Genomic DNA, 15,285 nt, shown 5'->3' with positions numbered 1-15,285 from the left:
TCATTTTTATCTTTGATTATTCTATCACAATTTTTTAGATTGCGGTATAACTATCTTTCCGTATTATGTTTTTCGTGACACAGCTTTTGCTTGGTGCACACCGGCGCAGGAAAAAGCCACCGCCCTTGATATATCTAAGCGATAGCTTTTTTAATTTCTTCATTAATTTATTTTAATTAAACTATTTCCCGCTATACCAGCTTCACCGCAGAAGCGATCAGCTGCATCTTACCGTGGAGTTCAATCAGTCCGAAATCTGCAGGGAGGACAAAATGGTCGCCTTTTTGAATGAGCTGGCCATTGATAAGACCGTCTCCTTCTATGACGCTCATGTTCATGAAGGGATAGTCCTGGCTTATGGTGAAGTCCTTCGCTACCTCCAGCTTCCAGACCGTGTAATATTCGTTTGATACGAGAACGTTCATGGAATTTACATTCAAGTCCAGAGTGTTTTCCATATCGCTTTCTATATCATGTGAGGGAACGGTGATCACATCCATGCTTTTATCCAAGTGAAGCCTTCTGGGCTTCCCGTTCTGCATTCTGCCATAATCGTAAAGCCGATAAGTAATGTCGCTGCTCTGCTGCGTTTCCAATATCATAAGGCCGCCTTTAATCGCATGGACGGTTCCCGGATCGATTTGGATGAAATCACCTCTGCGCACCGGAACTTCCCGAAGGAACTGTTCCCATTCGCCCTTTTTAATCATTTCCTCCATCTGTTCCTTCGTCTTGGCATTATGCCCTATGACCAGGCTGGCATCCTCATCGCAGTCCACCACATACCAGCATTCCGTCTTGCCGAGGCTTCCATCTTCATGGGCATCCGCATAGGCATCGTCCGGATGAACCTGAATGCTTAAATCCTGCTTCGCGTCAATCATCTTCACCAGCAAAGGAAAATTCTCCGCATCGTAATTACCGAACAGCCCGGGAAGTTTTTTCCACAAGTAGGAAAGCCTTTTACCCTTGTAAAAGCCCTCTTTCACCTCGCAGTCCCCATGAGGATGTGCACTGACCCCCCATCGCTCATCTCCCCAAACCATCTGTTTATAAATAGGATTTAAAAATAATATCTGTCTCATCAGCTTATTGATACTGAGTTCCTTTCCGTTTGTCTCCATGATCTTCTGATACCAGAAAGCTGAATCCTTTACCGTGCGCTTCTGCGTCTCGAAATCCACGTGGACAATTCCAAAGCGTTCGGTATATCCTTTATCCCATTCAAAATTATCTAAAAATGTCCAGAGGAAGTACCCCCTCACATCTGCACCGTCGTCGCATGCCTTTTGAAGTGCGGATAAATACATATCCAGAAAATAGATTCTGTTCGGATCATGCACCCTGCCGTCCAGAGAAACCATATCATGACAAGACATGCCATTTTCCGTAATATACATCGGATGCTCATATCTTTCATAGAGAAATCTTATTCCCCAGTAAAAAGCTTCGGGTGTTACCGGCCAGCCGGCGGCAGTCTTCGCATAGCCCGGTTTCCTGTTCTCAAACACCGGCTCTGCGTCTGCTCCTGCGCTTACCATGTACCCATTATATATGTTTTGTCCCATAAAATCCAGAGGCTGCGATATTAATTTCATATCCTCCTTCGTGATCTCAGGCAGATATTCCTTATATTTCTCCAGTCCCTCTTCCGGGTAGCGCCCCAAGAATACCGGGTCGGAGAACCATGCCACATTCCACGTCCATCGCTCCAGCGGATTATAAAAGCCAAACAACGCCTTTTTTGCCGCCTCGACATCTGCCTCACTGTCCGTCTTCGGATAAGCCATGCCACAAGTAGGAGCATATCCTATTTTTATAGGCCGCTTTGCATATTTGCGCAAGCTGATAACCCCCCTGCCATGAGCCTTAAGCACGTTATGCGCCATTTGAAAAACATCTTTAACAGGCAGCTTCAACCCCGGCGCATGCTCTCCCGTAAGATTGCCCAGACCGACAAAGCACTGGGGTTCGTTCAGCGTAATAAAATATTCGCACAAATCAGAAAAGTTTTCCGCTACAATCCTGGCATATTCCGCAAACCAACCGGCACTTTCTTCGTTTAACCAGCCGCCTTTGTCCTGTAAAGTCTGGGGGAATTCCCAGTGATATAAGGTGAGATACGGTTCAATTTCGTTCTTCTTCATTTCAAGAATCATATCCCGATACAGCGCAATTGCCTTTTCGTTCACCATTCCCGTGCCCTCAGGCATGATCCGCGCCCAATTGAGGGAAAAGCGGTATGCCTTTACTCCCATAAGCCGCATGAGAGCAAAGTCTTCTTTATATCTATGTATATGGTCACAGGCCACTTTCGCATTCTGCCCGTCCGCAATTCTGCCCTCCTCCGCAAAGGTGTCCCATATGGTTTTTCCGCCCCCGTCTCCCCAATCTCTTCCTTCTATCTGATAGGCGCTGCTGGCCACGCCCCAAACAAAATCATCACGAAACATTTCTGACCCTCCGTTTTGTCCTGCTGCTTGTAAATTTCACGGATGGTCCATTTTCCTATACGATAAATCTTCCGATAGACTGGTCTAACGCATCCGCTTCTTTTTTCAGTAATTCAACATCCTTTGCCAAATCGGAAACGATCGTAACCTGATCATCTAACGTAGCGGTCACTTCCTCGGTAGCCACTGCCGACTGTTCCGAGACCACGGAAATGCTGTGAATTGAATCCTGAACCTGATCCTTCTCCACATTGATCTCCTGCATGCTGTCTGCAATATGCTTAAGGCCGTCCACAAGGTTCTCCACGCAGCGGTTAATCTCCCCGAATACCTGGATCGTCTCCTCTAAAGACGTGGCCTGAGCGAAAATGATCGTCTCCGCTTCCCTGGCCGACTTCGTCGTTCTCCTTGTAGTCTCGCCGATGTTCTCGACGATGTCCTTAATGCTCTTGCCCGCCTGCATGGATTCATCCGCAAGCTTTCTGATCTCCTCTGCGACCACCGCGAAGCCTCTCCCATTTTCTCCTGCCCTTGCCGCTTCTATGGACGCATTCAGGGAAAGCAGGTTCGTCTGTCTGGCAATGCTGTTGATCGTGTCGATGAAGCCCTCGATTTCCGTAGAGCGTTCCTGCACGTCATTGATATTCTCTACCAGTACCTTGGTAATGGCTACCGTCGTCTCCGACTTTTTGTTCAGCTCATCCACGATGACACGACCCTGCTCTACCGCTGCGGTGGCCCTGTCTACCGTATTACTCATATCTCCCGCACCTTCACAGGCTCCATCGATTTTCACCGCGAAATCCGACATCCTGCAGTTGCTGTTATCCGCTTCCTTCGCCTGGGTCTGTACCCCTGCGGCCACTTCGTCTACCGCTGTAGAAATTTCCTTGATGGAGGTGTTGATAGTTACCGACTTCACCGACACGCCATCTGCCATTTCCTTTACTTTATTTCCAAATATCTGCATATCCTTCATGAGCGTCCGCATACTTTCCAGCATGTCGTTCAAGCCTTTGGCAAGAAGGCTGAATTCGTCTTTTCTGTTGATCCGGAATTCCTGGGTCAGATCTCCGCCCGCCACTTCGTTCAGGCCTTTGGTGATAACCTTAACAGACCGGCTCATACCTGCCGCTATCCTGCCTCCTATGAGGAAGGCGATGATGCACGCAAGCAATACCATAACGACGCTCAGATTGCGTATCGAGTTTACTTCTTTTACAATGTTATTCTGAGGAATCAGCCCGCACAGCATGATTCCGGTGTTCCCTACCGGCGAAAATACATATAAATAAGTTTCTCCGTTATATTTGACATAGCGGTCTCCTGCTTCTTTTGCATTCAGGCTTTCCGTATAGAAATCCTTATCCGTGAACACAGCCGCCGTCCCATCCGGAAGCAAAGCTCCCGTTCCTGCTTCTGCCTGCTGCACACGCACAATTTCACGGCCGTCAGGAGATATCAGCGCTTTGATACTGTTCTTACCGAAGTCCATTTGATTCAGCATTTCTTCTATGGTCTGTGTGGTGATATCCAGTACCAGATAGGTATTCGCCTTTAAGAACTTCTGAAAAAAGGCAAGACCGTACCTTTCCTGTGAAATGGATAAGCGCCCATCCAGAAAGGAATGATAGCCGAACCATCCGTTTTTGCGCGTCGTGTTTTCCTTGAAATACTGCCCCTCGGCCGATTCCATGAATCCCTCATAGACGTTATCCCCCATGCTTCCCGATATAGAAGTGAGATAGGTTCCGTTCTCGGGGATGATGGAATAACTGTATAAGTACTGCACGCTGGCCTTTACCTGAAGAAGATTCTTCTTCGCGTCCCGCCAGTACTGCATCGCTTTGCTGTCATTCTGTTTGTAATACACCTCGTAATAGGACGACATATCATCTCCTACTACCATTTCCAGAGCCTTTGAAGACACGTTGCCCGTGAGCAGATTACAGTACATGCTCATAGCTGATATGGTGCTTACGGAGGAATCCTCCACCTTTTGCTTTATAACGCCGGAAGCGGTCTTATAAGACACGAAGCCAAGTACGATAATGAACGCGATGGGAACGAGAAAAGCCCTGATCAGGGTTCCCATTATGCTCGTATTAGAAAATGTGCCGAGCGTTATTTTACTTTTTATGCCGCCCTTAGTTTGGCCGTTATGTTTACGATTGCTTTCCTTATTCCCCTTAAGCTCCGACATAACCGCGCTTAGTTTTTTCGAACTTTTTCGAAAGTCTACTTTGTTTAAGTTGATTTTCGGCAAATCCAGCTTTTTTCCATTCCCCTTTTTCCCCTCGGCGGTCCATCCCGCTATCGTTCTTTTTCCTGTCCCCATGACATCCTCCTATCGTGAACCAATCACTGATACGAGATAAAACGGAACCGCCGGATTTTTGCTGTTTTCCACGATGGTAATTTCCACCGTATGTACTGTATTCTCCAAGTTTTCCGCAACCGTATCAATGTATAGGCAATCGCCCCAGTCCTCGTCAAAATTTCCGTCCAGAAGAAAACTTCTTTCTTCCTTACCGTCTATTATGACACGAGCTACCGGTGCTGGTTTCCTTATAGATTTCCGATATTGAACGGCAATTATCGTGCCCTCAATTTCGAATACTATTTTATCATTTATACCGCTTGCAATCCACCCTTTTTGGAAAATATGTGAATTTTTTTCGTTTTTTTTCGAATCTTTTGTAAATCCATCACATTCAGGGGAACAATTGTCGTTCCTATACCGTACAGAATGCCCATATCTGTTTCTCGTCAGCGGTTCCGGCAATTTCCCTTTATAGAATGGGGGTTCTTCTTCGCTGCGGCACTCATACACTCCTTCCAAGAATTCTATGACGGCCCTCGCTACCAGTTCATGCCCCAAATCATTAGGATGTAAATCGTCCGGTGTAATGCTTCGTACCGGTATTTCTCCCGAAGCTACTTTTCCATAAAGCGCCTCCTTCATGCTGATGCAGGGAAGCCCATAGGCTTTGCCGATCTTCTCATGCTCCTTTTGCGCATTCTCTCCATTGTCGTAACGCACGTTATGAAGCAGCAGCAGAGCAGGCTCTCCGTCGCTTCCGTAAATCTTTCGAACAAGACCTTCATAGGTCTCGGCAAAATGCCCATTGTTCTCATCGTTCACACTGAATTCTACGATAACGAAATCCGGCTTATGGCAAAGCAAATCTTCTTCCGCTCTCGCCGCTCCGAACTGAGAGGTAGTTCCTCCGACTCCGGCATTTACATATAGGTGCTCTGCCTCAGGAAACTTCTTCCTCCACCAGTTGTATACCAGATAAGCATAACAGGTCAAAGGTGTAGAGGACAGAGAGCCTTGGGTAATGGAGCCTCCGATAAAGCCAATTGTCAGCTTCTTTCCGCTCTGCGCCCGTTTCATCGCCTTTTTTAAGCAATGTAAATTTCCCCGGCTTACCACACCATTCCCCGCCATAATGCCTTCGCTTTCCTTCATGCCTCCTCTTCCTCCTTCCATACGGTTTCTCCAAGAGACTCGACGAATGCTGTCAGCTCCTGCGCCATCCGCTCCGCCTCGGGAATCCTGATATGTCCCGGTGTCCCGCAGCCGTTGTCCGTATAGCGAAAGTGATATACGCGAGGATCCTTCAGTTGCGTCTGCACTTGGCCGATAGCGCGATCCCAATTGGGATGGTGATTCAGGATTGTCGTCTGCAATATTATGACAGCCTGCGGATATATGATCCTTAAATCTTGTAAGAACATCTTGTAGCGCCTGCGCCAGTTAGTGCTTTTTTCACTTTCATAATCCTCAGCCATATAATCCTGAGGATGATTGTCATTCTGCCCGATTGCCACCATGACGAGATGGGGTCTGTATCGTGCGAAATCCCACCGCTTCACCGGTCCGAGAGAGGGATGGTATTGCAGCTTGTCGTAGATTTCTTCCATTCCTATGAAATCTGGTTCCATGAACCAGCCGGTACCATTGAGGAGGGCAGCACCTCCCTGCGCGATATCGTGTATCTGTGCATTCAGCCGCCGGGCCGCCATCCATGCATAGGAATAATAACTGTTGGAGTATTCACCGTTATGCACGGGGTCTTCTTTCCCAACATATTCCACAGCCTCAGACACCTCTCCGGCGGAAACACTGTCTCCGTACACTTCTATTCTCCGCGAAGGGGCAGTCCCGCACTCCTGCACGAGAGCCCCCTCCTCCACCTCCAGCCCATAGAAGACAAAGGTGTGGCAGGAATCCTGTCTTTTGAAAATCATTACGTCGTGCAAACCCTCCTCAAGATGCTCCGCTAAGGTAATCGTCGTCTTACCTTCTTCCTCAGGAAGGATTGCCTTACCCTGCCTGCCGTCTATGAGAAAGCCCAGCGAATTTTCCCAATAAGCTTTTTTATTGCTTAGAACAATGCGCAGAAAGCTTCCACTCACTTTGATTCGTATGCTGCTGCATGGATATACGAATACAGGTGCCTCCTTATTTTCAAAGTCAATTCTTCCGCAATAGGTCAGGCGCTTATCATCCGGCCTTATTATCATAGGTCATCTACTTCCTTTTCTTTCTGCCAATATGAACAGCATCCATATCCGACGCTGTAACCATGCTGCGCTCTTAACGCCTGCCGATTTCCGTATCCGATGCCGTAACCGTACTGTGCTCCTTAATATAGGGAACAATTTCCTCAAGTCTTGTAAAGGCAAGGCCTACATAGCTGTCCGCCGCGCCGTAGTAAATGGCTATTTTTCCGCTTTCCGAATCGTGAATGGTAGCGCAGGGGAAACAAACATTGGGAACAAACCCTCTTTCTTCATACCATTGCTCCGGTGTAAGAAGGAAATTTTCACACCGGTATTTCACGATGGAGGGATTGTCGATATCCAGAATCGCTCCGCCAATGGAATAAACGTATCCGTTGCACGTTCCGCTTACTCCGTGGTAGAACAAAAGCCAGCCTTCCGTCGTCTCGATAGGTGCTGCACCTCCCCCGATTTTCAGAGACTGCCACCATTCGTTACCCTTGCCCATCACGTGTCGGTGCTTACCCCAATACACCATATCGGGGCTTTCACTGACAAAGATATCGCCGAAGGGCGTATGCCCGCTGTCACTGGGGCGGCTCAGCATCATGAAATTGCCGTTTATCTTCCTCGGGAACAATACTCCGTTTCTATTGAAGGGTAAGAATGGGTTCTCTAACCTCACAAAGGTCTTGAAATCCTCGGTCTTGGCTATGCCCATTGAAGCGCCGTAAAAATCCTGACACCATATGATATAGTAGGTATCCTCTACCTTTACGAGGCGGGGATCATAGGCATATGCCGGCATGAAAGGCTTGCCTTCCTCGTCCACAAAGGGAATCTTCTCCTTATCGATATCCCAATGAATGGCATCCTTACTCCTGCCCATATAGATATATGGAATGCCGTTTGTTTGTTCTCCACGGAACACTCCGATGAACTCTTCGCCGTAAGGAATCACCGCGCTGTTGAATATTCTCGCCACGCCCTTTACCGGATTTCTCCCGATAATCGGATTTTCACTGTATCTCCATACCGGTGCGTCCGAGGGCTTTTCCTGCGGCTCCTGCCACGGAACCCCCTTTACCGGTTCACTGATCATTTTTAATTCATTCATCTTGTCGACCTCCATTTTTCGTATTTATGCATTCAAGTATTCCAGATTCTTCTGTATGAGTGAGCACCTTTGTTTTACACAGTCCGCAGACCGCAGCAAGTCCTCCGGCGTATGGAACACATAGTCCATAAGCTTGCCGATTGTAGTTACCGCCACATGCAGCCGTGTATCGCTGGATGCGTAATATATAAATATCTCCCCGTTTTCTTTCACTATCGCACCGTTGGTAAATACCACGTTAGACACGTCTCCCGTGCGTTCTTCCCCTCGCGGCCCGATCAACAGTCCTGACGGCTCCGCAATAATTCTAGAAGGATCCTTAATATCCGTAGCAAAGGCGTAAATCACATAACGAAGCCCTGCTGCCGTATTTCTCACGCCATGGGCGATATGTATCCATCCTTTTTCCGTCTTGATCGGCACTGCTCCGGCACCGTTTTTAGCCTCAGTCAGCGTATGATATTTCCTCAGGCTGACCATCTTTTCTTCTTCGATTACCGCATGCTCGATATCATCACATAAACCGAAGCCAATACCGCCGCCGGAACCGGTCTCGATAAAGTCGTCCATGGGGCGGGTGTAGAACGCATATTTCCCATCCACGAATTCCGGGTGCAGCACTACGTTTCTCTGCTGAGGAGAATTCTTCGTCACCAGATTATTCAATCTTTCCCATATTTTCAAATCCTTTGTTCTGACAATTCCTGCCGCCGCCACCGCCGCTGACAGGTCGCTTGCCGATTTATCCTTGCTCTCCGAACAGAATAGTCCGTAAATATACCCATCCTCATGTCTGGTCAGCCTCATATCGTAGACATTCGTTTCCTCCGGATATTTGTCAGGAAGGATTACTGGATAATCCAGAAACCGGAAACCCTCCGTCCCGCTGTCACTAACCGCCACTCCGAAGAAGGACTTTCTGTCATCTCCTTCGATACGGGCCACGAGATAATATTTTCCGTCTAATTCTATGGCTCCTGAATTCATTACCGCATTGACTCCCAGCCGTTTCATAAAATGCGGATTGGACTCTGCATCTAAATCGTACTGCCAAATCAGCGGAATATGCTCTCTCGTCAGCACCGGATATTTATATCTGTCATAAACGCCATTATAAAATTTCTCGTCGATTTCATTCTTTCTGTTGATTAAAGTCTCATATTTTTCAAGCTCCTCAAAGTACTTCTCATGTAGCATGTTCCATCCTCCTGATGACCTCAAAGCACATTCTGCCGTTGTGGTACGGACATTTCCACGGCTCCACGATGGGCGCCCCCTCGATAGCCCTGCCTTCCTTATCCACTTTCCAATACCATTCCGAGCCTTTTCTCTTATCCGTCACATATTCCTTTATAAAATTCCACTGGCTTTCCACTGCCTGCTTATATTCCTTCTTCTCAGTATTGTGTTCATAAGCGTTCAGAAAGCCTACCACAGACTCCGCCTGCACCCACCAGACGCGGCTTTCATCCACCACTCCCTTTTCACACTCGTTGGCAAGAGAACGTCCGTCGAAAGCCTTCTCATATACCTGCCGTGTCAGTGCCTCCAGTATAGGGCGCATCTTCTTCTCATAAGCTTCTTCCTTCAGCACCTCAAGTCCTCTGTCGATGAGCCATGCCGTCTCAATGTCATGTCCATATGAGTGCAGGTCCAGAATCGAGTTCATCTCTGTGTCGAAGAATACTTCCTGCCTGCGAAGCTCCGGATTGTATATCTTATCCGCAAAGGTATCCAGAATCCAAAGCAGCTTTTTCTTTACTTCCCCGCTTCGGCTGATCCGGTACAGCTGCGTATACGCTTCGAACACATGCAGAAGTGTATTCATGGTTTTTTCCGCAATAACTCCATTCTCGGACAGCTTATCGTTATCGATCTCTTCGAAGCTTCTATCGAAGCATTCCTTGTAGCCGAACTCATCCGTACACCGTTCTTCTATGAGCCGGAACAAGTCCGCAGCCATGGAAAGTGCTTCTTTATTCCCGCTGGCCTCATAGTAGGCGGATAGCGCATAAATCGCAAAGGCTTGATTATAAGTATGTTTTTCCGTATCCTCCGGCCTGCCGTCATAACGGGTGGACCAATAAACTCCTCCATATTTTCTATCCAGGCAATATGTCTTCATATATTCAAAACCATGCCTCGCATAACCCAATAGCTCCTCATCCTTTAACAGAAGGTAGGCATTGGCAAAAAACCATGTGATGCGGCTATTCAGAATGCATCCCTTTGCCGCCTTTTCATCCGTCTTCAAGTTATAATCCACAAAGTCATAATAGCCGCCGTTTTCATTGTCACGCAGCTTCTTCCAGAAAGGAAGGATGATTGTGGTAAGATGCTCTTTCATTTCACCAGCTAACATATGCTTCCCTCCTATCCCTTTACTGCGCCTGCCGTAAGGCCGCTGTATATTTGTTTCTGGCACAGTATGAAAACAATCAGCGCCGGAAGCAGGGAGATGATGACTCCCGCACAAATCAAGTTATACTGGCTTCCGAGAGGTCCCGTAAAGGTAAACAGCGAGGTAGCCACCGTTCCCAGTCTGGTCTTATCCTGAAGATATAGCTGAGCCATATAATATTCGTTATATGTTCCCACTCCTTTAAGTATCATGCAGGTCACGATGGCCGGCTTTAAGAGAGGGAAAAGTATCTTCGCATAAATTGTAAAATAAGAAGCACCATCCATAATTGCCGATTCATCGAGTGAAACCGAAATATTTTCAAAAAACTGTATAAAGATGTATATGGAAATAACATCCGTTCCCATCATGAGAATGATATAGCCGTATAAGTGATTGATGAATCCCAAAGAATTCATAATGGAATAAACGGAAACCTGCATCGCTACGCCGGGCAGCAAGGTTGCAAAGAGGAACAGGTTGCGCACCAGCCCGTTTCCCGGGAACTTAAAGCGGTTCAGTATATATGCGATCTGCGTTCCAAATAAAATAGAGCCTATCAGTACTAAGATAAGAACGAGCGTGGAGTTGATAAATGCCCGCCCCATATTGGCGCGATGGAACGCCTCAATAAAATTGTCGAAATTGAGCCAGCTCTCCGGCAGCGCCATCACGTTAGTGCTTTTATACTCCGGATCCGTCTTAAAGGCGGTAATTACGCAGGATACAATCGGGATTATGGCTGCAAAGGAGAAAAATACGAGGGAAAAATATTTCAAAAAAGACCATATCAATTTCTTAATTTTTAGAATTATCATCTTTTATGCCGCCCCCTTTCTTCTATTTCTATAGCGCTCCAGCTTTTTTTCACGCCTTAAGCCTGCACCGGTATTCTCATCCTCCGCATCCCGCATCGCATACTTGAAGAAGAGCTTCTGTAAAATCGTAGCGATAAAGATAATAATCAAAAGAACTACCGCCATCGCCGACGCAAGACCTACCTTCTGGCTGACATGGGCGATTTCGTTCATAATAACGAAATAGGTTCCCGTTCCGTTTCCGCCCTTGGTGATGACATATGGCGGGTCGAAAGCGCTTAAGGAGCCGGTAATGGATAAAATAACGTTGAGAGTTACAATTGTCTTGATGCTCGGCAAAATGATATACCGAAACTGCTGAAATTTATTTGCACCGTCCAGCTCAGCCGCCTCATACAGCTCCGCGTCCACAGACATGATTGCGCCAATGAAAAGCACCATGTTCTGTCCGAAGTAACGCCATACGCTTGTGGCAACCAGCGAAATATTATTGATTCGCTGATCTTTCAGCCAATACGGAAGATTTTCCAGTTCAAAGCCACACCATTGAAGAACCGTATCGAACACGAATCCTCTCGTGTAAAAAAACTTAAAGATAAATCCGATTGCAATCCCGCTGATCAGGTAGGGAAAAAACATAAAGCCCTTGAAAATGCTGCCGCCCTTTACTTTAAAGCTGAGTATGGTCGCCAGATACAGGGCGATGGCGAGCTGTACCATAGCTCCGCCTATGTAATAAAGGCTGAGCTTCAAAGCCCCGAAGCAGTCGTCCCTCTTGAATACCTGAATGTAATTGTCCAGACCTACGAACTTTCTGGGTCCGATGTATTTCATCTTATAGAAACTGAATTTAAACATTTCCGCAAAGGGAAAATAGGTAAAGGTAAACAACAGTAAAAGAGGTATAAACATAAATGCTACTATGATAATTGTCTGTTGCCCTTTTCTGCCCTTTGCCCATTTCAAAAAATGAAAGGGCTTTTTTTCTTTTGTCTGCACGACTTGTTCTGCAGCAGCCGACATACCGCATCCTCCTTATCTACTGTCTTTATTATTGCTTGGGAAATGAAAAACCGCACTTCCCAAGCAACAACTGATGCCATATGGCAATGAAATGAATCTTTAAAATTAGTTCGTTACTTCCACGCCCACTGTTTCCTGTGCGCTGGTCCACGCCTCGTTCCACTGCGCCATAATTTCGTCAAAGGTCATATCTCCGTTAGCTGCATGCTCGATAATAGACTGAATCTTGCTGTCGCCGCCGCTGTTGATGTTGAGCTCGGATTCCGCATTCAGTTCATTAAGGATATCCTCTTCACCGGCTACCGACGGTTCGTCAGCTACGAATTCTATACCGTCAAAAGCTGCGTAAAGTGCCGGATATTCACCATCCATGCTAATCGGAACGCCGCCTTCGTTATAGGCAAATCCTGATTCCTCTGTCATCCATTTTACAAATACCATAGCTGCCGCTTTGTTGTCGTCAGAAGCGTTTACGTTAATTCCATAGTTATAGTCAGGGCCTGCAGAAGCGTACTGTTTACCGCCTACTGTGATAGGGAAGGACATATATCCAATGTCATCGCCGTGGTCTCCGGCCTCTACCATCTGGGAGTATGCCCATGAGCCAAGTACCATACAACCGATTTCTCCGCTGTTTATCATGCCCTTGCAGCCTTCCCAGTCTGTGGTGGTATAGTCGTCCTCAATCAATCCGTTAGCTACCGCATCATATAATACCTTATATACCGCATAAGCATGGGTACCGTCCCCGTAGTCCTGGAAAGGATCCTGTGTATGTAAAAGCTCCTGATTCATGTACTTGCTGGAACCGGTAGCAGAGCCGTTGATATATGCATCCCATGCTCCCATGGTCCAGCCTGCCGCATAGTTGGTATACAGCGGAATCGCATCCGTATTGTCCTTAATCGCCTGCAAAGCTGCAATGAATTCCTCCGGAGTCTTGGGGATAGCCGTAATTCCTGCCTGTTCAAAAATTGCTTTGTTGTATACGATACCTTGGGCATTACCGGTGGAGGCGATGCCGTATACCGTATTGTCATACATCCACTGGTCAGCAAATCTTACTGCCTTGCTCACATCGCTCAAGCTGCCGTAAGGCACGAAATACTCGTTTAAAAGGTTCTTGTCAACTGCAGGAATCATCATGATATCTCCCCAATTGCCTGACGTCAGTCTAAGCAGTGCATCGTCTGCATAGTTGGTAACGCCCTCTACTTCTACCGTAATGTTCGGATAAGTTTCGTTGAAATCTGCAATATAGCTGTCTATCATTCCGCTGTCAATCAAGTCAGTTCTGTGGGTAAGCCATTTGATGGTAGTAGTGATATCCGTATAACTTTCTCCCAGAACGATGTTAGTATAGCTCAGTCCGCTTGCCTCAGCGGTATCCTCTGCCTCTGCAGCATCTCCGGCTTCCTTAGTAGTTTCTGCAGGCGCTGCCTCAGCCGTCTCCTCATTCGTGTTTACTGCCGCACTTTCGCTGCTTCCTCCGCCGCATGCCGCCATCGACAAAGTAAGTACTGCCGCCATGCTGAGTGCCAAAACTTTTTTCAGTTTCATAATAAGTATTCCTCCTTTTTGTTTTGCTCGTTTTCTGTATTAAGTCCCCCGGTAAAATTTATTTGCTCAGCAAATTTTACTCTGTAACTTTAATTTAATTATATTTAACTTTATTTTTTATTCATCATCTATTCTTGTTTTTAATCTTTAATTCTTGTTGTATTTGTATATTTATTCTTTTTATACAATTTTTATATCACTTTTTTATGCATTACTTATAAATTCTTTTTCTTATCAAACCTCCAAAAACTCACTTTTATTACTTATTTAGTTGTTTTTATCTTTTTATTACCTTTTTATTTAAGTAAATAATTTGTAAATTACATGTGTTTATGGTATGATTGTCGCAGGAATAGCAAAGGCCCCCTTCCCCATTCACAGACAGGAGGTTCCATATGAATTTTACCGATGATTTTGAACGCTATCTGGCCGCTTCGCCGCGCCTTTCTCCCGATAAACCCACGGACTTTTTTCTGGGCAGCAGATATGAACTGAATGAAGATACCGGTAAAGAACTGATATCCATCCTTTCCGGCGGGACCCTCGAGGCGTCTTTCCCATACTCCTTCAGCCTGAATCCCCTTAACTGCTATTTACTTCTATATACGGAGGAAGGATATGGGAAGCTGCACTTTGAGAGCAATATTTACTCATTGGAGAGCAACACTTTGTTACTTTTAAAATGCAACAAGAAATTCAAGCTGGAAATTGCTGTATCTCCGTGGAATTACAGCATCTTTTTCATCAAGGGGGATATTCTGGATTTCTATTATAATTTATTGTCCAGATACGGCTTCCCCCTTTATGCACTTCCAGATCACTCCACCGTCATACGAAATATTCAGAAGCTTTCCCTTAACAGTACAACCGGAAGTGTCCGCAACAAACTATACGATTCCCGCTTTTTGACCGATATCATCTGCGATCTTCTTATGGAAAGTATGGAAGCCGACAATCCTGAAACGAAGGTGCCGGCGTACTTGCAGGAAATGAAAGCTCTATTCGATATCGCCTATCAGGAGAATTACTCGCTGGACGAATTGGAAAACCACTTTTCTATCAGCAAGTACCGGCTATGCCGGGAATTTCATTTCCATTACGGAGAATCACCGCTGCAATATTTGAACGGAAAACGTATAGAAATCGCCAAAGATCTTCTTCTCACTACAGATTACCGCGTTCATGAAGTGGGTAGCTTAGTGGGCATCGACAACACCAACCATTTTATCTATTTATTTAAAAAAGAAACGGGCATGACTCCTCTATCCTATAAAAAGAAACTTCCGGGTATCAGCTGCAGTTCGGCCTTCGGCTAAACTGTAACAGATATTACCTGTAAACAATTTCTGCCTCTGTACATAGAATGAAAAAGACGGTACAATGTCAGTATCACTTTATTGT

11 protein-coding genes are annotated in these 15,285 nt (G+C 46.2%); 1 reads left to right on the top strand and 10 read right to left on the bottom strand.

The window, feature by feature from the left end; genetic code table 11:
• Positions 1 to 191: 191 nt before the first annotated feature.
• From CC90_RS0118580 to CC90_RS0118535, 10 genes are all read right to left on the bottom strand, one after another.
• On the bottom strand, positions 192 to 2,453 hold the full coding sequence (locus CC90_RS0118580; protein ID WP_031392216.1) for a GH1 family beta-glucosidase: 2,262 nt from the start codon (positions 2,451 to 2,453) through the stop codon (positions 192 to 194).
• 55 nt (positions 2,454 to 2,508) lie between these two features.
• Positions 2,509 to 4,791: a methyl-accepting chemotaxis protein gene (locus CC90_RS0118575; RefSeq protein ID WP_031392215.1), complete on the bottom strand. Its 2,283-nt coding sequence runs from the start codon at positions 4,789 to 4,791 to the stop codon at positions 2,509 to 2,511.
• Between the two features lie 9 nt (positions 4,792 to 4,800).
• Complete coding sequence (locus CC90_RS0118570; RefSeq protein WP_242843335.1) at positions 4,801 to 5,949, bottom strand: SGNH/GDSL hydrolase family protein; 1,149 nt, start codon at positions 5,947 to 5,949, stop codon at positions 4,801 to 4,803.
• Positions 5,925 to 6,986 (bottom strand): SGNH/GDSL hydrolase family protein, encoded by a 1,062-nt coding sequence (locus tag CC90_RS0118565; RefSeq protein ID WP_031392213.1) that lies wholly within the window; start codon positions 6,984 to 6,986, stop codon positions 5,925 to 5,927. The genes CC90_RS0118570 and CC90_RS0118565 overlap by 25 nt, the downstream gene beginning before the upstream one ends.
• A gap of 73 nt (positions 6,987 to 7,059) precedes the next feature.
• Positions 7,060 to 8,082 (bottom strand): glycoside hydrolase family 130 protein, encoded by a 1,023-nt coding sequence (locus CC90_RS0118560; RefSeq protein ID WP_031392212.1) that lies wholly within the window; start codon positions 8,080 to 8,082, stop codon positions 7,060 to 7,062.
• Between the two features lie 24 nt (positions 8,083 to 8,106).
• Positions 8,107 to 9,279 carry a glycoside hydrolase family 130 protein gene (locus CC90_RS0118555; protein WP_031392211.1) on the bottom strand — a complete coding sequence of 391 codons (1,173 nt, stop codon included), beginning with the start codon at positions 9,277 to 9,279 and terminating at the stop codon, positions 8,107 to 8,109.
• Positions 9,269 to 10,444 carry an AGE family epimerase/isomerase gene (locus CC90_RS0118550; RefSeq protein WP_031392210.1) on the bottom strand — a complete coding sequence of 392 codons (1,176 nt, stop codon included), beginning with the start codon at positions 10,442 to 10,444 and terminating at the stop codon, positions 9,269 to 9,271. The genes CC90_RS0118555 and CC90_RS0118550 overlap by 11 nt, the downstream gene beginning before the upstream one ends.
• 11 nt (positions 10,445 to 10,455) lie before the next feature.
• Positions 10,456 to 11,301, bottom strand: coding sequence for a carbohydrate ABC transporter permease (locus CC90_RS0118545; protein ID WP_031392209.1), 846 nt, complete (start codon positions 11,299 to 11,301; stop codon positions 10,456 to 10,458).
• Between the two features lie 3 nt (positions 11,302 to 11,304).
• A complete protein-coding gene (locus CC90_RS0118540; RefSeq protein WP_031392208.1) occupies positions 11,305 to 12,324 on the bottom strand; it encodes a carbohydrate ABC transporter permease in 1,020 nt (339 codons plus the stop codon).
• Positions 12,325 to 12,429: 105 nt separating this feature from the next.
• Positions 12,430 to 13,884: an ABC transporter substrate-binding protein gene (locus CC90_RS0118535; RefSeq protein ID WP_031392207.1), complete on the bottom strand. Its 1,455-nt coding sequence runs from the start codon at positions 13,882 to 13,884 to the stop codon at positions 12,430 to 12,432.
• 395 nt (positions 13,885 to 14,279) lie between these two features.
• On the opposite strand from CC90_RS0118535, the gene CC90_RS23365 reads away from it, so the two are divergent.
• Positions 14,280 to 15,200 (top strand): helix-turn-helix transcriptional regulator, encoded by a 921-nt coding sequence (locus CC90_RS23365; RefSeq protein WP_051869774.1) that lies wholly within the window; start codon positions 14,280 to 14,282, stop codon positions 15,198 to 15,200.
• Positions 15,201 to 15,285: the final 85 nt, after the last annotated feature.

This window comes from Kineothrix alysoides, from assembly GCF_000732725.1.
Classification (GTDB): Bacteria; Bacillota; Clostridia; order Lachnospirales; family Lachnospiraceae; genus Kineothrix; species Kineothrix alysoides.
Note: the sequence above shows the minus strand (reverse complement) of the source record. Positions and strands in the feature narration are given on the sequence as shown.